This is a genomic window from Nocardioides guangzhouensis, from assembly GCF_004519545.1.
In the GTDB taxonomy this organism is placed as follows: Bacteria; Actinomycetota; Actinomycetes; order Propionibacteriales; family Nocardioidaceae; genus Nocardioides; species Nocardioides guangzhouensis.
Genome location: NZ_SDKM01000010.1, coordinates 1 through 18,753, shown reverse-complemented (window position 1 = coordinate 18,753; position 18,753 = coordinate 1). Strand labels below are relative to the sequence as shown.

General features: G+C 73.6%; 19 protein-coding genes. 8 read left to right on the top strand and 11 right to left on the bottom strand.

Going from position 1 to position 18,753, the window contains the following annotated elements; translation table 11 throughout:
• A complete protein-coding gene (locus EKO23_RS08255) occupies nt 1-846 on the top strand; it encodes an aldo/keto reductase (RefSeq protein WP_134716101.1) in 846 nt (281 codons plus the stop codon).
• A gap of 102 nt (nt 847-948) precedes the next feature.
• Nucleotides 949-1,578, top strand: coding sequence for an HAD family hydrolase (locus EKO23_RS08250; protein ID WP_134716099.1), 630 nt, complete (start codon nt 949-951; stop codon nt 1,576-1,578).
• Nucleotides 1,579-1,655: 77 nt separating this feature from the next.
• Here the strand turns inward: EKO23_RS08250 and EKO23_RS08245 are convergent, their stop codons facing one another.
• Nucleotides 1,656-2,153 (bottom strand): MarR family winged helix-turn-helix transcriptional regulator, encoded by a 498-nt coding sequence (locus EKO23_RS08245; RefSeq protein ID WP_134716097.1) that lies wholly within the window; start codon nt 2,151-2,153, stop codon nt 1,656-1,658.
• Nucleotides 2,154-2,192: 39 nt separating this feature from the next.
• Here EKO23_RS08245 and EKO23_RS08240 point away from each other — a divergent pair, with 39 nt between their 5' ends.
• On the top strand, nt 2,193-3,146 hold the full coding sequence (locus tag EKO23_RS08240) for an EamA family transporter (protein WP_134716095.1): 954 nt from the start codon (nt 2,193-2,195) through the stop codon (nt 3,144-3,146).
• Complete coding sequence (locus tag EKO23_RS08235) at nt 3,106-4,338, top strand: MFS transporter (protein WP_246050965.1); 1,233 nt, start codon at nt 3,106-3,108, stop codon at nt 4,336-4,338. The genes EKO23_RS08240 and EKO23_RS08235 overlap by 41 nt, the downstream gene beginning before the upstream one ends.
• Nucleotides 4,339-4,355: 17 nt before the next feature.
• Here the strand turns inward: EKO23_RS08235 and EKO23_RS08230 are convergent, their stop codons facing one another.
• The gene (locus EKO23_RS08230; protein WP_134716091.1) at nt 4,356-4,922 is read right to left on the bottom strand and encodes a hypothetical protein; all 567 of its coding nucleotides are present in this window, start codon (nt 4,920-4,922) and stop codon (nt 4,356-4,358) included.
• Between the two features lie 146 nt (nt 4,923-5,068).
• On the opposite strand from EKO23_RS08230, the gene EKO23_RS08225 reads away from it, so the two are divergent.
• The 3 genes from EKO23_RS08225 to EKO23_RS08215 are packed head-to-tail and all read left to right on the top strand — an operon-like array spanning nt 5,069 to nt 6,682.
• Entirely contained in the window at nt 5,069-5,353 is a 285-nt protein-coding gene (locus tag EKO23_RS08225; RefSeq protein ID WP_134716090.1) for a hypothetical protein, read from the top strand.
• On the top strand, nt 5,350-6,237 hold the full coding sequence (locus tag EKO23_RS08220) for a hypothetical protein (RefSeq protein ID WP_134716088.1): 888 nt from the start codon (nt 5,350-5,352) through the stop codon (nt 6,235-6,237). Before EKO23_RS08225 ends, EKO23_RS08220 begins: the two co-directional genes overlap by 4 nt.
• On the top strand, nt 6,227-6,682 hold the full coding sequence (locus tag EKO23_RS08215; protein ID WP_134716086.1) for a hypothetical protein: 456 nt from the start codon (nt 6,227-6,229) through the stop codon (nt 6,680-6,682). Before EKO23_RS08220 ends, EKO23_RS08215 begins: the two co-directional genes overlap by 11 nt.
• 16 nt (nt 6,683-6,698) lie before the next feature.
• Here EKO23_RS08215 and EKO23_RS08210 read toward each other — a convergent pair whose 3' ends face one another.
• The 9 genes from EKO23_RS08210 to EKO23_RS08180 form a co-directional block, all read right to left on the bottom strand.
• Nucleotides 6,699-8,009, bottom strand: a complete 1,311-nt coding sequence (locus EKO23_RS08210) for an MFS transporter (protein ID WP_246050964.1) — start codon at nt 8,007-8,009, stop codon at nt 6,699-6,701.
• 93 nt (nt 8,010-8,102) lie between these two features.
• Nucleotides 8,103-8,678, bottom strand: a complete 576-nt coding sequence (locus EKO23_RS26435) for a cytochrome P450 (protein ID WP_217702534.1) — start codon at nt 8,676-8,678, stop codon at nt 8,103-8,105.
• Entirely contained in the window at nt 8,581-9,495 is a 915-nt protein-coding gene (locus tag EKO23_RS08205) for a cytochrome P450 (RefSeq protein WP_217702533.1), read from the bottom strand. The genes EKO23_RS26435 and EKO23_RS08205 overlap by 98 nt, the downstream gene beginning before the upstream one ends.
• Nucleotides 9,496-9,752: 257 nt before the next feature.
• Nucleotides 9,753-10,670 (bottom strand): ferredoxin family protein, encoded by a 918-nt coding sequence (locus tag EKO23_RS08200; protein ID WP_134716084.1) that lies wholly within the window; start codon nt 10,668-10,670, stop codon nt 9,753-9,755.
• Between the two features lie 297 nt (nt 10,671-10,967).
• Nucleotides 10,968-13,901 carry a helix-turn-helix transcriptional regulator gene (locus EKO23_RS26430; RefSeq protein WP_167880380.1) on the bottom strand — a complete coding sequence of 978 codons (2,934 nt, stop codon included), beginning with the start codon at nt 13,899-13,901 and terminating at the stop codon, nt 10,968-10,970.
• Between the two features lie 112 nt (nt 13,902-14,013).
• Nucleotides 14,014-14,160, bottom strand: a complete 147-nt coding sequence (locus EKO23_RS25150) for a hypothetical protein (protein ID WP_167880379.1) — start codon at nt 14,158-14,160, stop codon at nt 14,014-14,016.
• Nucleotides 14,161-14,293: 133 nt separating this feature from the next.
• A complete protein-coding gene (gene hutI / locus EKO23_RS08190) occupies nt 14,294-15,439 on the bottom strand; it encodes an imidazolonepropionase (protein ID WP_134716080.1) in 1,146 nt (381 codons plus the stop codon).
• Nucleotides 15,436-16,809 carry a formimidoylglutamate deiminase gene (locus EKO23_RS08185; protein WP_134716078.1) on the bottom strand — a complete coding sequence of 458 codons (1,374 nt, stop codon included), beginning with the start codon at nt 16,807-16,809 and terminating at the stop codon, nt 15,436-15,438. Before EKO23_RS08185 ends, hutI begins: the two co-directional genes overlap by 4 nt.
• Nucleotides 16,806-18,005 carry an allantoate amidohydrolase gene (locus tag EKO23_RS08180; RefSeq protein ID WP_134716076.1) on the bottom strand — a complete coding sequence of 400 codons (1,200 nt, stop codon included), beginning with the start codon at nt 18,003-18,005 and terminating at the stop codon, nt 16,806-16,808. The genes EKO23_RS08185 and EKO23_RS08180 overlap by 4 nt, the downstream gene beginning before the upstream one ends.
• Nucleotides 18,006-18,015: 10 nt before the next feature.
• On the opposite strand from EKO23_RS08180, the gene EKO23_RS08175 reads away from it, so the two are divergent.
• A complete protein-coding gene (locus tag EKO23_RS08175) occupies nt 18,016-18,618 on the top strand; it encodes a nitroreductase family protein (RefSeq protein ID WP_134716074.1) in 603 nt (200 codons plus the stop codon).
• Nucleotides 18,619-18,753: the final 135 nt, after the last annotated feature.

Here is an 18,753-nt window from a genome sequence, read left to right as displayed (position 1 = left end):
ATGACTGTCCCCACGATCACCCTGAACGACGGAACCTCCATCCCCCAGCTCGGCTTCGGCGTCTTCCAGGTCCCGCCGGCCGAGACCGCGGAGACCGTGACGCAGGCCCTCGAGGTCGGCTACCGCCACCTCGACACCGCTCAGATGTACGGCAACGAGAAGGGCGTCGGCGAGGCGATCGCCGCCTCCGGCATCGCCCGCGACGAGCTGTACGTCACCACCAAGCTCAACAACGGCTTCCACCGGCCGGACGACGCCCGGCGCGAGTTCGCCGCCTCGCTGGACCGGCTCGGGCTCGACCACGTCGACCTGTTCCTCATCCACTGGCCGCTGCCGACCCGCTACGACGGCGACTACGTCTCCACGTGGCGGACGCTGGCCGGGCTCGCCCAGGACGGCCGCGCCCGGTCGATCGGCGTCTCCAACTTCGAGCCCGAGCACCTGGCCCGGATCATCGACGAGACCGGAGTGGTGCCGGCCGTGAACCAGATCGAGGTGCACCCGTTCTTCGGCAACGAGGCGGCCCGTGCGGCCGGCGCCGAGCACCGGATCGTCACGGAGGCGTGGTCCCCGATCGCCAAGGGACAGGTCGTCGGCAACGAGGTGCTGGCCAAGATCGGCGCGAACCACGGCAAGACCGAGTCCCAGGTCGCGCTGCGCTGGCACGTGGAGCGCGGCGACGTGGTCTTCCCGAAGTCGGTGCGGCGCGAGCGCATGCAGGAGAACATCGAGATCTTCGACTTCTCCCTCTCGCCCGAGGAGGTCGAGGCGATCTCCGCGCTCGACCGGGGCGAGGCCGGACGCACCGGGCCGAACCCGAACACGTTCGACTACATCCCCGACTGAGGTCCCGGCCCGGAGCCGTCGCCCCCGGGGCCGGCTCCGGGCACGCCCTCTGGCGGCCTCTCCCGGGGCGGGCGACAGGCAGCTCCCGCTAGCCTCGCTGGGGTGACCCGGTACGCCGCGTGCCTGATCGACGTCTACGACACCGTCGTCAGCGTCGACTTCTCGCGCTTTGTGACGTCCCTCGCCGAGCGGGCCGGCGTGAGTGCCGACGACCTCGCCATCGGTGTCTCCTCCTGGGAGGTTCCGGTCAGCGTAGGTCGGGTGACGATCGCGGAGGCCCTCGACGACGTCCTCCGCACCCTCGGGAGCCCGGCGGACGCCACCCTCATCGACGACCTCGTCGCCGCCGACCTCGAGCTCCTCCACGAGCTGGCCGTCCTCCACGACGACACCATCCCGTTCCTGCAGTCGCTGCGCGCGTCCGGCGTGCGCACCGCGTTCGTCAGCAACTGCGCCGACAACACCCGCCCGCTGCTCGACCACCTCGGGCTGGCCGCGCTGGTCGACGAGCTGGTCCTCTCCTGCGAGGTGCAGGCCGCCAAGCCGGACCCGGTGATCTTCCACGAGGCCCTCCGCCGGCTGGACGTCGCGCCGGAGCAGGCCCTCTTCGTCGACGACCAGCAGCGCTACTGCGACGCCGCGACCGCGCTCGGCATCGCCGCCGTGCGCATCGACCGCTTCGACGGCACCGGCGCCGCTGCCTCCCTCGCCGAGCTCACGCCGTACTTCTGACCACTCCCCCGTCGAGCGGCCATGTCTTGCGCGCCGCGCGGCCACATCATGCGGTCGAACCGTCCGGGATGGCGGCGTCAGACGCCGAGGTCGCGCCCCCACGCCTCCAGCAGGCCGGCCAGCCGGGTCCGCTCGAGGTCGGTCAGCCCGGACAGCAGCCGGCGCTCGTTGGCCAGGTGCTTGGGCACGAGGTCGTCGATGAGGGTCACCCCGCGCCGGGTGAGCCGGATCTTGCGCGAGCGGGCGTCGTCCGCGCAGACCGACCGCGTCACGTAACCCCGGTCCTCGAGCCGGTCGATGCGCTTGGTGATCGCCCCCGAGGTCACCATCGTGGTGGCGGCCAGCTCCCCCGGCGTCAGCTCGTACGGCGTGCCCGCCCGTCGCAGCGACGCGAGCACGTCGAAGTCCCCGTCGGAGAGGCCGGCCTCGGCGAACACGACCCGCAGCTCGGCGTCCAGGGCCTGCGCGAGCCGGTGCAGCCGACCGATGACGCCCATCGGCGACGGGTCGACGTCGGGCCGCTCGCGCCGCCACTGCTCCATGATCCGACCGACGTGGTCCAGCTCCGCTGCCATGCCTCGACTATATCTTCCTCGGAAGGTAAAGTATCTTCCGTGGAAACTATCCGCTGGCGCTTCGTCTTCCTGACCATGGTCGCCCCCGCCGCCTGGGGCACGACGTACATCGTCACCGAGCAGTTCCTGCCCCCCGACCGTCCGCTGTTCGCGGCCACGGTCCGGGCGCTCCCCGTCGGTCTCGTGCTGCTCGCGATGCGTCGCCAGCTCCCGCGCGGCGTCTGGTGGTGGCGCGCGCTGCTGCTGGGCGTCTGCAACATCGGGTTGTTCTTCCCGCTGATCTTCCTCGCGGCCTACCACCTGCCCGGAGGCCTGGCCGCGACCGTGCAGGCCGCGTCCCCGCTGGCCGTGATGGCGCTGGCGCTGCCGATCATCGGCGAGCGCCCGGGCGCGATCCGGATCGGTGCCGCGCTGGTCGGCCTGGTCGGCGTCGCGCTCCTGGTGCTCCGCTCACCCGGCGCCGTCGACACCCTGGGTCTGGTCGGCGCGTTCGGCTCCGTGGTGGTCTCCGCGCTCGGCTTCGTGCTGATCAAGCGGTGGCCGGCCCCGGTCGACATGCTCACCCTGATCTCCTGGCAGCTGGTGGTCGGGGGCCTGGTGCTGCTGCCGGTCGGCCTTCTCGTCGAGGGACCGCCGCCCGTGACCGACCTGCCCGCCGCGGCCGGCTTCGTGTGGCTGGCCGTCGTCGGCACCGGCATCGCCTACTACTGCTGGTTCAAGGGCCTCGTCCGCATGCCCGCCGGAGCGGTCTCGCTGATCGGCCTGGTCAACCCGGTCGTGGGCACCGCGCTGGGGGTCGCGTTCGCCGGTGAGCTGTTCGGCTGGGCGCAGGCGTTGGGCATGGTGCTGGTCCTCGGTGGCGTGCTCGCCGGCCAGCCTGTGGTCGCCGCGACGCTGCGGCGCCGCCGGGCCGCCGCTCCGGTCCAGGCACCCGTGGACGAGAATGGGTCGGGTGCGGACGCTCGGGGAGACCGGCAGCTCTCGGCTGCGTGACATCGCGTTCGCGGCGTACGGCCCGACCGTCGTCAGCTCTGTCGGGTACGGCGCGATCATCCCGGTCCTCGCGCTCCGGGCCCGCGAGCTCGGCGCCGACGTCCAGCTCGCCGCGCTCGTGGTCGGCCTCATGGGGGTCGGCCAGCTCCTGACCAGCCTGCCGGCCGGCGCCCTGGTCGCGAGGATCGGCGAGCGCCGGATGCTCCTGGTCTGCGGCGCGGTCGACGTGCTGGCCATGGCCGTGGCCGCCCTGACCGACTCGGTCCCGGTGCTGGCCGGCGCGGTGCTGGTCAGTGGCGCCACCTGGACCGGGTTCCTGCTGGCCCGGCAGGGGTTCATCATCGAGGCGGTCCCGGCCGGGCACCGCGCCCGGGCACTCTCCGCCCTGGGCGCGAGCGCCCGCCTCGGACTCCTGGTCGGACCGCTGATCGGCGCCGGCCTGATCGCCTGGCAGGGGCTCACCGCGGTGTTCGTGCTCGGAGCCGCCATGTCCGCCGCGGCCGCGCTGGTCGCGCTGGCGATGCCCGACCTCGGCGCCGAGTCCCGGCACGAGCAGGCCGCGGCCGGCCACGCGAGCGTGCTCTCGGTGCTGCTGTCGCACCGGCACACCCTGCTGACGCTGGGAGTCGCCGTCGTCGTGATCGGCGCATCCCGGTCGATGCGCACCACGCTGCTGCCGCTGTGGGCCGACCACATCGGCTTGTCGGCGGAGGCGACGTCCCTGCTGTTCGCGGCGGCGGGCGCGGTCGACATCGCGTTCTTCCTGCCCGGGGGATGGCTGCTCGACCACCGCGGTCGGGCGGTGGTCGCGGTGCCGGTGGTGCTCACCGTCGCGCTCGGTGCGCTGGCGATGCCGCTGGCGACGGCAGCCCCGGCACTGGTCGCGGTGGCGCTGGTCATCGCCGCCGGCAACGGCCTGGGGTCCGGCATCGTGATGACGCTCGGTGCGGACACGGCGCCGGTGGTGGGCCGCTCGCAGTTCCTCGGCGGGTGGCGGCTGTGCGGCGACATCGGCGGCACGTCCGGCCCGCTCGCGGTCAGCGCGCTGGCCTCGGTCCTCGCCCTCCCCGCAGCGTGCGTCGTGCTCGGCCTGGTCGGGCTGGTCGGCACCGGGTGGGTGGGCTACTGGACCCGGCGGCTGGACCGCGACCGCGTGACGACCGGCGTACCGGAGGTGGCGGGGGTGCGCTGATCGCGCTCCACCAAGTCTCAGCCGGTGTGCTTGACGGTCACCGCGTTGGAGCGCTTGTTCGTCGACTTGTCCCAGACCCGCCACTGGATGGTGCCGGTGTTGGAGGTGTAGACGTACGTCGCGAACTGCTGCCCGGACACGTTGACGTCGAGGTTGAACTCGCGCCAGGGCTGGTCGTTGACCTTGTACTCGATGTCGAGGATCGCGCCCTCGCCGCCCGGGTACACCCCGGAGAGGTAGAGGTTCTCGCCGCCGACCGTGGTCGCCCCCGCGCTCAGCGTGATCGCGTTCTTCGGCTTCTCGATCGAGGGCTCCTCCGAAGGGCTCTCCTCGGTCGCCCGTTCGGAAGGAGTGGCGTCGAGCGTGATCTCGGGCCCGCCGGTGTCCTTGGTCTTCACCGGGTCGGGGAGGTAGAGCGACGCCTGGCCCTGTGCCTCGTCGTTGCCACCGCCGCCGTCACCGGTCAACCCGAGCACCCTGCTGCCGACGATTGCGCCGACCCCAGCCAGCAGCCCGACGACCACGGCGACGCCGACCAGCGCCACCAGGCCGGTCAGGACCGGCCGGTCCTCGGACTGCGACACAGGTTCCCCCCGGGCTCGACGTCGAATGACGGTGGCCATTGTTGCAGGCAGGCCGAAGCGGCTGGCTGCGAGTCGTCCCCGCTCGTGTCCACAGGCTCCGCGCCGGCCGCTGCATGACCGGCACCTCCGTGCCTAGCGTCCCGGTCATGAGCGATCTCGAGTTCGACCCCGAGGTGATCGGACCGCTGCCGGCCGGGTTGCGCGAGCGACAGGCAGACCTGGCGGCCGCCACCACGCTGCCGTCCCCGGACACCGGGGCCTCCACGGCCGCCACCGCCGACGCGGTGCGCGGTCTCTCCGGGCAGGCCCTCGGACTGTCCGGCCGGCTCGGCGACCTGGCCGATGCCGTCGACGCCAGCCTCACGACGTACGCCGACTCCGACGGCGTCGTCGAGCGCTCCTTCGCGTGGACGCCGGGGTGGTTCGGATGACCAGCCTCGTGGTCGACGGGTCGTCCCCGGGATGCCGGACGGCGGCCCGCGAGCTGCGCCGGCTCGAGGCCCGCACCGCGGCCGTCGCCGAGCACCTCGCGTCGGTGCGGACCACGTCGGGCGGCTCGTGGCGCGGTGCGGCCGGGGAGTCGTTCCGGGCGCAGGTCAGGTCCGCCCTGGTGCTGGCCGACGACCAGGTCGCCCGGCTCCGCCTGGTGGGTCCGGCGCTCCGCGTCCTCGCCTCCCGGCTCGACGGGGTGCAGGCGATGATGGATGAGGCCCGGCGGACGGCTCGTGCCGGCGGAGTCCCGGTTGCCGGTGACGCGCTGCCGCACGCCGCGGACGTGCGTCCGGAGCAGGGCGAGGCGCTCGCGCGGGCGACCGCGATCGTGGCGCGGGCGAGGGACCGCGAAGCACAGGCCCAGGCCGACTGGTTGGCGGTCCTCGACGACGCGTTCCCGCCGCTGGAGGTCTCGCGCCTCGACCACCCGGTGCCGGCGATGGTGCGCGACAACGTGCGCACGTGGCCCGACCTGACCGGTGCTGACCGGGCTCTCGACTTCGAGCTCCCGGTCGCGCTCCCGTTGCTGCCGCCAGCGCTCCGGAGACCCTTCGTGGGCTACACCGACGTGCTGCGACCGGCGATCACGGCGACCACCGGGCAGATCGAGGACGACCTCGAGCGCGACGACCTCAGCCTGCTCGAGCGGGTCGGCCGGGGCAGCCTGGTCGGTGCCACCACGGCGGTCGGCGCGGTCGGTGCCATCGCGCTCTGTGCCCGGATCAGCGCGACCCGCAGGTCCGCGCCGGTGTGCGGCAAGGTCGGCGCGTGGGTGGGCACCAAGGCCGGGCGCAAGGCCCTGGAGGTGGCTGATGCGCACTGAGGACCCCCGGCGCACGGTGCGCATCGCGGTCCCGGCCGGGTGGGAGCGGGTCGCCGATCCGGCACCCGGGGTGCTGCTGCTGGCCGCACCCCGGCGGCCCGTCGGCGAGGCGTGCCCGTCGATGGCGGTGTCGGTGGCCGACCTGGAGCCCGGCTGGAGCCGCACCGGCTGGCTGGAACGGTTCCGGGCGGAGCTCGCGTCCTCCCTGGCGGGGTTCGACGTCGAGGACGAGGACTCCTTCGACCTCGACGGTTTCGACGTCGACTACCTCCGGCTCGCGCACCGCGACGGTGGCCGCGAGCTGGTCAGCGAGGTCTGGGTGTGGCTGTGCGAGGGCCGCGCCTGGTCGGTCTCGGGCACGATCGAGCGCTCGGAGTACGGCGCCTGGTGCGAGGTGTTCGAGGGGGTGGCCGCCACGTTCGATCCCGAGGCCTCGGCGGCGTGACCAGCCAGGCCGCGGCTCAGCCGTCGGCGGGCTCGGCGCCACCCGTGGCCCGTTCCGCGCGGGCCGCGCGCTCGGCGATCGCGTGCTCGTCGGTCTGGCTGTCGTAGGACCAGAAGTCGCCGAGCAGGGCCGCGGTGAGCACCACCCCGCCCACGCAGGCGAAGCCACCGCTGACGATCGCGCCCCGCACGCTCCACGCATCGGCGACGAAGCCGGCGCGGACCTGGCCGCCGAGCGGGCCGAGGGAGTACGACAACATCTCGATGCCGGCCAGCCGGCCGCGCATGTGGTCCGGGATGGTCTGGTTCCAGACCGTCGACCGGAACACCGCCGAGACCATGTCGGCGGCTCCGGCGAGCGTGAAGAAGGCGAGCGCCACCCAGATCGACGGGGCGAGGCCGGCGAGGGCGATGAACGCGCCGTACATCGCGGCGGCGATCACGATCGCCCGCCCGTGGTGGTGCACGCGGGAGGTCCACCCGCTCAGCGCCGTCGCGAGCATGGCGCCGACGGTCTCGGCCGTGTAGAGCAGGCCGAGCAGCTCGGGACGGGCGAAGACCTCGTCGGCCAGCGCGGGGAACAGCACGACCGGGATCGCGAGCAGCATCGCGGCCAGGTCGACCAGGTAGGTGCCGAGCAGGTCGCGGCGGTTGAGGGCGTACTGCAGGCCCTCGCCGATGCCGCGCAGGCTGGGCGGCGTGGTCTCGCCCTCGTGCGGGTAGGGACGCATCAGCCAGAACAGGGCGGTCGCGGTCAGCAGCCCGGCGACGTCGACGAGGTAGCACCAGCCGATCCCGACGTAGGCGATCAGCAGGCCGCCGATAGCCGGTCCGACCAGCAGCCCGGCCTGCATGCCGAAGCTGGTCAGGGCGTTCGCGGCGGTGATCTGGTCGTGGCGGACGGTGCGCGGCTCGAGCGCCTCCCGCGACGGCCGCTGCAGGGACTGGGCGGCGGCGAGGAACCCGGCAATCACAAAGATCACCCACACCCGCGGATCACCGGCGAACGCGTTCGCCGCCAGCACTGCGCTCAGCGCCACCTGGGCGAACCCGCACGCGATCAGCAGCCTGCGGCGGTCGACGTGGTCGGCCAGCGCGCCGCCGTACAGGCCGAACACGACCAGCGGCAGCAGCTCGACGAGCGCGACCGCACCGACCATGAAGTTCGAACCGGTCAGCGTGTAGATCTGGAACGGGATCGCGACGTAGGTGACCATCTGCCCGAAGTAGAAGACGGTCCCGGCCAGGAACAGCAGCCGGAAGTCACGGGACTCACGCAGCGGGGTGGTGTCCATGCGCAGCGCGCGCAGCCGGTCGGTCCAGGTCACAAGGCAGGATCATCCCGCGCCGGTCGTGACGGCGCATGCCCATTTCGGGTGGTCCGGCGCCGGGGTCGGTCCACCCGGGTTGGGGCGGTCTCGTCAGCGGGTGGTGACCCGGATCCGGGCGCCGCGTCGCGGCACGCTCGTGATGTTGCGGACCTTGGGCTCGTCGTCGCCCACCGCCTCGACGTCGTACGACGCCACCACCTCGCGCAGCACCGCGACTCCCTCCATGAGCGAGAACCCGGCGCCGATGCAGCGACGCACCCCTCCGCCGAACGGGATCCACGTGTTGGCGGCCGGGCCGACCCGGTTGCCGTGCTCCTCGAGGAACCGTTCGGGGCGGAACGCCTCGGGATCGGGATGCAGGTCGTCACGGTGGTGGGTGATGATGATCGACGGCCCGATGGTGACCCCGGCCGGCAGGTCGATCCCCGCGATCGTGGCCGGGCGCATCAGGGTGCGGACCACCATCGGGATCACCGGGTGCAGCCGCATGGACTCCTTGAGCACGGCCTCCAGCCAGTCGTCGTCTCCCTCGAGCGCGGCGGTCCGGGCCCGGTCGAGCTGCTGCGGGTCACGGCCGATCTCGAACAGCGCCCAGGGCCAGCGCGGTCGCGGTGGTCTCGTGGCCGGCGAGCAGCAGCGTGACCAGCTGGTCGCGCAGCTCGGCATCGCTCAAGGCGTCCCCGTCCTCCTGCATCCGGATCAGCTGGGAGAGGACGTCGGTGCGCTCGGCGAGGTCGGGAGCCTCGCGGCGCTCGGCGATCTCGGCGTACATGAGGCGGTCGAGCTCGCGCTGGTTGTCGACCTGGCCCTTCCAGGGCCTGATCCGCTGCAGCCGCGGCCAGCCCCAGCCGAGCAGGATCGCCGGGCTGATGTTGACGGTCCGGTTGACCCGCGGCCGCAGCTCGGCGAGCCGGCGTTCGTCCGTCACGCCGAAGACCACGCGCAGGATCACCTCGAGCGTGAGCGCGTTCATGCGGTCCAGCGACCGGAACGTGGTGCCGTCCCGCCAGGTGGCGACCTCCGCCCCGGCCAGCTCGGTGACCAGGGACTGGTAGCTGCGCAGGGCCGCGCCGTTGAACGCCGGCATCAGCAGCTTGCGGGCGCGCTTGTGCTCGGCAGAGTCCTGCAGCAGCAGCGAGTGCTCGCCCATGATCGGCCCGAGGATCGCGTTGCCCTTGCCGGCGTGGAAGACCTCCGGGTCGCCGGCGAAGATCTCCCTGGTGTGTTCGGGCCTGGTGAAGAGCACCAACGGTCGCCCGCCGGGGATCATCCGCACCGTGAAGACGTCCCCGAACCGGCGGTGCAGGTAGGGCACGAACCGGTGCCGGAACCGGAGCAGCCCCGCGGTCTGGAAGAACGCTGGCCAGCGCAGCCCGGGCGGCAGCTGCTCGCGGGGTACGTCGGGCACGCCGGCCAGGTCCGGCCTGGTGTGTGCGAACCGCTCGTCGGTCAGTCGGGCGACCTGCTCGTCCGTCAGTGCCATGCCTCGATGGTAGTCACGTAACCGGATGTGTAACAGGGTGTCCGATTCCGCCGAGCGGCCAGCTCTCGCGGCCCGAGCGGCCAGCTCTTGCGGCGCCCGCAGGTCGAACGGGGAGTCCCCTGCCCGGTGGTCGAGGAGCGAACGTCAGCGAGCGTCTCGAAACCACGGCCACCCGAACCCGGCTCGCTCTGGGGTTGAGAGGGGAGCGCCAGCGAGCGTCTCGAACAAGGGCGCACCAGCGGGCCGGTCGACCGGAGTCAGAGCACCTGGTAGCGGATCCCCGGCTTGGTGGTGAGGTCGGCGCAGGACTGTCGGGCGGCCGGGGTGGGGACCTCCGCGACCCGGACGGTTGTCTCGCCGGCAGCGTGGGCGAAGGTGACGTCGACGACGCGACGGGCATCGGCGTCCGGGACGGGTTGATCGATCGCGGAGACCAGGGTGAGCGCGTCGATCCGGGTGGTGCCGAGACGATCGAGGGCGGCGAGCTCGGCGGCCTGGACAGCTCCCGGGTAAGCCGAGCGGCCGCGCAGCAGCGAGGGCACCAGGTCGCCGTCGTTCGAACGAGCGACCACGTCGAGCGCCGAACCCGGCTCGAGCCGGCCGTAGGACAGACCGTGCGGGAGCAGCACCATCGCGCCGGCGAACCGGTGGCCGCCGACATGAGTGGTCTCCCAGGTCGCGTGGGCGTAGGCCTCGGCGAGCGCAGTGACGATCGGCCGGCCCTGCTCGGCGCAGCAGAGGTCGCGCCGTCCGTTCGTGCAGACCAGGTGGAGAGGCCCGTCGTACGGCGTGAAGCCGGTCGGCACCTGGCCGAGCGCCAGCGCCGCGAGGTCGAGGTCGAGCAGCCGCTCGGGGTCGTGGAGGAGCGCGGTGGCGGTCCACGGCCCGGCCGGATCGGCGTACGACGCGAACACCCGGAACGACTCCGACGGATCGGTTCGTCCGGGGCGCCGGATCAGCTGCACCCGGACGCCGGCGGCGTCGGACGCCTCACCAAGCCCGCGCCGGACGTGCTCGGCGAACCGGCTCTCGGCCAGCGCCTTGCGGCCCCAGGGGCCGGGGTGCTCGACCAGGAGGTACGCCGCCGCGACCGCAGCGCTGCCGGCCATCGGCTCGTCGAGCGCCCCGACGGAGCACCGGAAGGCACGGTCGTCGGAGAGGGGCTCGGCGGTCACCCGGAGAGTGTCGCGCACGCAGCCTGAGCCGGATCGACGAGGGGCCCGGCCGCCGGTGGTTGAGGAGGGCCGCCAGCCGTCGGGCCGCGCAGCCCCCGCTGTTGAGGAGCGAGCGCCAGCGAGCGTCTCGAAACCACCGAGGAGTCGCTTGCACGCGGCGCACGGCGAGCCGTGCAGAAGGCATCCGGATCGACCTCCATGACCTGTATTTCGGACGAATCGCCCGCAAGACCTGGCCGCGCGGCGCGCAAGACCGGGCACCTCGAGGCGCAATTCGGGGCACCTCGGCGGGGCGGGTCAGTCGGGGAGCAGGCCGCGGCGACGGGCGATGGCGGCCGCCTCGGTGCGCCCGGAGGCGCCCAGCTTGGCAAGGATGTTGGAGACGTGCACCGAGACCGTCTTGGCGCTGATGAACAGCTGCTTGCCGATCTCGCCGTTGGAGCGACCGGCAGCGACCAGGGTGAGGATCTCGGTCTCGCGCGGGGTGAGGGTGTCGGTGCCGCCGGACTCGGCTCGCGTCGGCGACGAGCCGAGCGCCTTGAGGTCGTCGAGGAGCGGCTGGGAGCCGAGCCGGTGCGCCGCATCACGGGCGAGGTCGGTGAGCTCACGGGCCGCGGCGGTGTCGCCGGAGGACCGGAGCACCGAGGCCAGCCGGAGCCGGCAGCGCGCGATCTCCGGCACGTGCCCGAGCTCCTCGAACAGTGCGATGGTCTCGCGCCACGCGGTCACCAGCTCCTCGCAGCTCGGGGAGTCCTGGCCGGTCACCCAGCGCCAGTGCAGGTGCTCGGCCTCGAGCCGGCGGCCCCAGCCCTTGCCCTCGGGTCCCCAGAAGACGCCCTTCTCGACCTGCTTGTCGACCACGCGCTGACCGTCCGCGTGCAGCCGGTCGGCGTCGGCGTGGAACCGCTCGCGCTCCTCGGTGCTCATGCCGGCCACGGAGTCCACGAGCGCGCCGATGCCGACCGCGGACACCCGCAGCCGGGCCTGGAAGAGCTCGGGCCAGTTGTTGGTGGTCAGGGTGCGGACCATGTCGTCGAGCACGCCGAGGGCGACGGTCGGGTTGCCGGCGCGGCCGTGCGCGGCGATCTCGACCGGGGCGGCGAAGATCGCGGTCAGGCCGTCCTTGGGCCAGAACCGGCGCAGCCGCTTGAACAGCGTCGCCTGGTCCTCGCCGCGCCCGACCAGCACCGCGCTGCGCAGCGCGGCGAGCAGCGCCTCGGCCAGCGGCGGCGGCGACTGGCCGTCGACGTTGGTGAGCGCGAGCACGTCGTCCCAGCGGCCGTCCATGTGCGCGATCTGGGCCTGCTGGAACCGGGCGTCGAAGGCCCACGGCGCCCAGGGGATGCCGGTCTCGACGGCCCGCTCGTAGGCCCGCACGAAGGTCTCGGCGGCCTCGGCGAGGTGGCCGCGGTCCTGGTAGCCGCGGCCGAGGAGGTAGAGCGCCCGCAGCTCGGAGTTGACCGCACCGGTCGCGCGGGCCCGCTGGGCGGCGTCGCCGAGCGCGGCGGCCAGCTGCTCCATCGGCACCTTGCGGTCGAGGCCGACCAGGGTCGTGGTGGCGTCGCTGGCCACCCGCGGCAGCGCGTGCGTCTCGGCCAGGGCGAGCGCCTCCATCGCGATCTCCTTGGCCTCGGGCTGGCCCTGCATCCACAGCACCCGGGCGTGGATCGCGAGCAGCCGGGCCCGGTCGGCGGTCGGCTCCTCGGGGGTCAGCTCCTGCGCACGGGTGAGGTGGGTGCGCCAGTCGAAGTCGTTGTCGTAGAGCGAGGCGGTGTGCGCGACGTAGGCGTGCAGCCGGGACCGGGTGACCGGGTCCTCGTCCTCGTCGACGACGGCGATGTGCTTCTCGACCAGCTGGGTGGCCCGGTGCGGCATGCCGGTGGCCACCAGCGCGTCGGCGGTCTTGAGCACCAGCGAGGAGACGTCGACCTCGTCGGCGAGCGACGGGTCGACCACGAGCTCGAGCGCCTGCTGGAAGTGCTGCGCGGCCTCGTCGGGACCGCCGACGGCCATCGCCTCGTCGCCGGCGCGGACGCTGGCCTCGAGGGCGGTGCGGAGGTCGCGGGCGGCAAGCGCGTGGCGGGCCAGCTCCGCGGCCGTGCCCCGGCCACGGCCGTCGCGCAGCGCCTCGGCGTACGCCGCGTGCAGGCGCACCCGCTCGCCCGGCAGGAGGTCGTCGTAGATCGCCTCGGCGAGCAGCGCGTGCCGGAAGGAGTAGCGGTCGTCGTGGGAGGTCACCACGACGTGCGACTCGACCGCAGCGCGCATCGCCTGGTCGAGCTGGTCGGCGGCCACCCCGCTGGCCTCGGCTAGCAAGCCGTGGGACACCCGCCGGCCGGCCACCGACATCGCGCGGACCACGCGGCGGGCGGTGTCGTCGAGCCGGTCGAGCCGGACCAGCAGCACCTCGGCGAGGTCCTCGGGGACCCGGCCACCCCACGAGGCACCCACCAGCTCCTCGACGAAGAACGCGTTGCCCTCGGCCCGGTCGACGATGTCGGCCAGGTCGGCCTCGGTGATCGGGTCGGGGTGCAGCTCGCGGACCAGCGCACGGACGTCGCTGTCGCCGAGCGGGTTGAGCTGGAGCCGCTCGACACCACGCACGCGCGACCACTCGGCGACCTGGCTGCGCAGGGGGTGACGGCGGTGGAGGTCCTCCGCGCGGTAGCTGACGACGATGCCGACCGGATCGGCGAAGGGACGGGAGAAGAGGAAGCTGACCATGTCGCGCGTGGACTGGTCGGCCCAGTGCGCGTCCTCGATGACCAGCAGCAGCGGGGCCTTGGCGGCGGCCGCGCCGAGCAGCGCGTGCATCGCCTCGAACAGGTCGCCCCGGTCGACCGAGCCGGCGTCCTGGGTGTCGCCGGAGAGCATGCGGCGGCCGGGCTGGAGCCGGCCGAGCGCGGGGTGGACGCCGGAGACGGTCTCGACGACGTCGGGGAGGTCCGTGGCCAGCCGGCCGATGACCTCGGAGAACGGGAGGTAGGGAAGGGCGCTGTCGCCGAAGTCGAGGCAGTGCCCCGCGACGACCTGCCAGCCGTCTGCCACGGCCAGGTCGCGGAGCTCGGTGAGCAGGCGGGTCTTGCCGACGCCGGCGTCGCCGGCCAGGAGCACGGCGTTCGGCACGAGGCGTGCCTCGAGCCGCGGCGGACGGACACCGAGCAGCGAGCTCAGCTCGGACAGCTCGGCGTCCCGTCCGACCAGCGTCAGTCGAGTTCCTGCGGGGGCCACGTCACCCATCTTGCCGGGTTGCACCGACAGTCCGCTCGCCGATTCCGGTCCGGTGCGTACGTCGTGCGTCACACGGTGCGTCGTACCGGGTCCGGAGACCTGCGCGGTCACGTCAGGCGACCTGCTCCTGGTGCAGCGGGCGGCGTACGCGCGGGATCCGGAGGTGGGGCCTGGCCGCCAGCTTCGGGCGGCGCTCGTCGCGGGCACGGGAGGCCCGGTAGTCGAACTCGGCCCGGGCGATCTCGTAGGTGATGTCCATGGTCTTCCTCATCTCTCGTCGTTGTACCGAGAGTGCGCCCCTGAGGTAGGCACGGACATCGGGCGAGCGCCTTATCTCTGCCTGAGGTGGCCCCCTCAGACGCGGGAGAACGGCTCAGACCACCTCAGACGGGTCAGGTACGGCGCCCGGCCAGCCAGGTCTCGGTGACCAGCGGCACCCCCGGCCGGTAGGCGAGGTGCAGGTGACTGGGCGCGTCCAGCACCGCGAGATCGGCTCGCGCCCCGGGCGTCAGGCGACCGACGTCGTCCCGGTCCAGCGCGGCCGCCCCGGTCTCGGTGGCCGCACGCAGCGCCTCGGTCGGCGTCATCCCCATGTCCCGGACCGCCATTGCGATGCAGAACGGGAGAGAGCTGGTGTAGCACGACCCGGGGTTGCAGTCGGAGGCCAGCGCCACCCGGACGCCGGCGTCGAGCAGCCGGCGTGCATCGGGCCAGGGCTGGCGGGTCGAGAACTCGACCCCGGGGAGCAGGGTGGCGACGGTCCCGGACGAGGCGAGCGCGTCGACGTCGGCGTCGTCGAGGTAGGTGCAGTGGTCGACGGCGGTCAGCCCGAGCTCGCAGGCCAGGCGTACGCCGGGTCCCGGGCCCAGCTGGTTGGCGTGCAGCCGTCCGCGCAGGCCGGCGGCGGCGCCGGCGGCGAGGATGGTGCGGGCCTGGTCGCCGTCGAAGGCGCCGCGCTCGCAGAACACGTCGATCCACCGGGCGTGTGGCGCGGCCGCGGCCAGCATCGGGCCGGTGACCAGCGCGACGTACTCCTCGGGCTCGCTGCCCTCGGGCACGACGTGCGCGCCGAGGAAGGTGGTCTCCTCGGTGAACTGTCGGGCCACGGCGAGCGAGCGCGCCTCGTCGGCCACCGACAGGCCGTAGCCGCTCTTGATCTCGACCGTGGTGGTGCCCTGCCGGCGCATCTCGTCGACCAGCCGGGCGACGTGGGCGGTGAGCTGCTCGTCGGAGGCGGCGCGGGTGGCGCGGACCGTCGTGCGGATGCCGCCGGCGCTGTAGGACTGGCCGGCCATCCGGGCCGCGAACTCCTCGGCCCGGTCTCCGCCGAAGACCAGGTGGCTGTGGCTGTCGACGAAGCCGGGGATCACGGCCCGCCCGCCGACGTCGTACGCCGCGTCGGCCGCGGGCGCGTCGGCCGCGGGCCCGGTCCAGGCGACGGTGCCGCCGTCGACGACGAGGGCAGCGCCGGTGAGGACCGGTTGCCCGGGGTCCCAGGTGACCAGCTCGCCGATGTTGGTGAGGACGGTGGTGCTCATTGGTGCATCCTGTCGATCGCGGTGGCCAGCTCGCCACCCACCTCGTCGCGGACCGCGCGGGCGTCGTGCCAGCGGCCGTCGACCATGACGCCACGTACGTCCTCGGCGACCGCGGCGAACACCGCGGTCCCGGTGCCGGCGCCGGTCCCCGCCGTGCGCGCGGTGGCGGTGTCGAGGACCACCAGGTCCGCTCGGGCGCCGACCTCGATCCGGCCGGCGTCGGGGAACCCGAGCGACGCCTGGCCTGCGCCCGTGGCGGCGAACAGCAGCTCCTCGGCGGACCAGTGCCCGCGGGACTGCGTGGCCAGCCGCTCGTCGAGCTCGACCGCACGCATCTCCTCGAACGGGTCGACGACCGCGTGGCTGTCGCTGCCGATCGTGAGCGGCGAGCCGGCCTCGTGCAGCCGGCGGCTGGGGCCGATGCCGTCGCCGAGGTCGCGCTCGGTGGTCGGGCAGAAGCAGGAGTACGTCGCGCTGCCGCCGAGCAGCCGGATGTCGGTGTCGCTGAGGTGGGTGGCGTGGACCGCGCTGGTCCGCGCGCCCAGGGCGCCGGCGTCGGCGAGCAGCTGGGTCGGGGTGAGGCCGTAGGCGTCGACGCACTCGGCGTTCTCCGCGACCTGCTCGGAGAGGTGCACGTGCAGCGGGGCTTCCGGGCGCGCCGTCGCGACGGTCGGCAGCGCGTCCCGCGGGACCGCCCGCACCGAGTGGATCGCCGCGCCGACCACCACGCCGTCGACCTCCTCCAGTGCCGAGACCCGCTTCGCCCAGGCGTCGACGTCGCCGTCGGAGTAGCGCCGCTGCACGCCCTCGGGCGCGCGCCCGACCCCGGCGGCGAGGTAGCAGGTGTCGAGCAGGGCGATCCGGATCCCCGCCTCCCGGGCCGCCGCGACCAGCGCGGTCCCCATCGCGTTCGGATCGGCGTACGGCGTGCCGTCGGGCTGGTGGTGAAGGTAGTGGAACTCGCCCACGGCGGTGATCCCGGCCGCCAGCATCTCGCGGTACGTCGCGCGGGCGAGGTCGAAGTAGGAGTCCGGGTCGAGCCGCTCGGCGACGGCGTACATCTGCTCCCGCCAGGTCCAGAACGTGCCGCGCTCGGCCTGGGTGCGGCCGCGCAGGGCGCGGTGGAAGGCGTGGCTGTGGCAGTTCGCGATGCCCGGGATCGTCAGCCCCGGCACGCGTTCGACGGCCTCCAACGTCCTCCCGCCGCCGCTCCCGGAAGCGGCCGCGTCGTCGGACGGGCCCCCGTCCGACGGCCCGGCCGGGCCCACCGCGGACTCGACGCGGGTGAACCGGCCGTCCTCGACGGTGACCAGCACGTCGTCGTGGACGGTGCCGCCGACCAGGGCCCGCTCGAGCAGGTAGGTGCTCATCCGGCCAGCCTCTCGAGGGTGTCGGCGAGCGCGTCGACGCCGGCCAGGCAGTCGGCCATCGGCGCGAACTCGTCGGGCGAGTGGGAGACGCCAGTGGGGTTGCGGACGAAGATCATCGCGGTCGGGACGCCGGCCGCGGAGAGGATGCCGGCGTCGTGGCCGGCCATGGTCGGGATGACCGGCCAGTCCCCCGTCTCGTGGTCGCGGGCGATCCGGGCGGCCAGGTCGGGGTCGAAGACCACCGCGCCCGAGACCGACTCGGCGGTGACGACGAGGTGGGTGCCGTCCCGCTCGGCCCGGCCCTGCGCCTGACGCTCGATCTCGCCGAGCAGTGCGGCCAGGTCGGCGTCGGTGGCGCAGCGGGCGTCGAGCCAGCCGGTGACCCGGGACGGCACCGCGTTGGTGCCGTTGGGGGCGACGTCGATCCGGCCGAACGTGGCCCGCTGCCCGGCCAGCCGCGCCTGCTTGGCGGCCGCCAGCGCGGTCATCGCGTAGGTCAGCATCGGGTCGTGCCGGTCCTCCATGCGCGTGGTGCCGGCGTGGTTGGCCTCGCCGGCGAAGTCGAACCGGTAGCGGCCGTGCGGCCAGATCTCGCTGGCCACCCCGATCGCGTGCCCACGGTCGACGAGGTCGCGGCCCTGCTCGACGTGCAGCTCGACGAAGACGGCGACGTCGTCGAGGAGCGTCGACCGGCCGAGCTCGGGCTCGAGGCCGGCTGCGGCCATCGCGTCGAGGAGAGGTACGCCGTCCCGGTCCCGCAGCTCTCGGGCCGCCGCCGGGGTGGTGGCGCCGGTGGCCAGGCGCGAGCCCAGGCAGGCCAGCCCGAACCGCGAGCCCTCCTCCTCGGCGAACGCGCCGACCCCGATCGCGCGGCGCGGCAGGAAGCCCCGCTCGCGCAGCAGGTCCACGGCGGCGAGGGCGGAGACCACGCCGAGCGGGCCGTCGTACGCGCCGCCGTCGAGGACCGAGTCGAGGTGCGACCCGGTGAGCACGCCGTCGCCGTCCGGGTCGCCCCACCAGGCGACCGTGTTGCCGTTGCCGTCGTGGCGGACCGTGAGGTCGCGGCGCGCGCACTCCTCGAGGAACCACGCGTGGCACTCGCGCTCGGCGCTCCCGAAGGGCTGCCGGAAGTAGCCACCGCTGGTCGCCGACCTCCCCACCGGGTGGAGGTCCTGCCACATCCGCTCAAAGGTCATGCTGTGCTCCATGGAGTTCGCCGAGGTCGTACGCCGCCGCCGCATGGTCCGCACCTACGCCGACGCCCCGGTCGCGGAGGAGGTGGTGGATCGGATGCTCGAGCACGCGGTCCGGGCACCGTCGGCCGGTTTCAGCCAGGGCTGGGCGTTCCTGCGGCTGGACACCCCGGAGGACGTCGGCCGGTTCTGGACGTCGTCCATGCCGGAAGACGCCGACCCGGACGGATCCTGGCTGCGCGGCATGCGGACCGCGCCGGTGGTGATCGTGCCGCTGTCTCACCGCGACGCCTACCTCGACCGGTACGCCGAACCCGACAAGGGCTGGACCGACCGGGACGAGGCCCGCTGGCCGGTTCCGTACTGGCACATCGACACCGGCATGGCCGCGCTGCTGATCCTCCAGACCGCGGTCGACGAGGGCTTGGGGGCATGCTTCTTCGGCATCCCGCCGGCGCGGACCGCTGCCTTCCGGGCGGAGTTCGGGGTGCCCGCTGCGTACACCCCGATCGGCGCGATCACCGTGGGCCACCGGACCGACGACCCCGGGCTGCGCGGCTCGGCCGGACGAGGCCGGCGCGGCGTCGACGAGGTGGTGCACCGCGGCGGCTGGTGAGGAGGGCGACGGGACGGGCGGCACCTCGCCAGTCCATCGCCCCGGGGACCGCCGGTCAACGCGCCCCGGCGCACCCCTGTCTCGGATCCCAGACTTCCTCATCACCGACCCGGCACATCTTGTGCCGGGTCACCA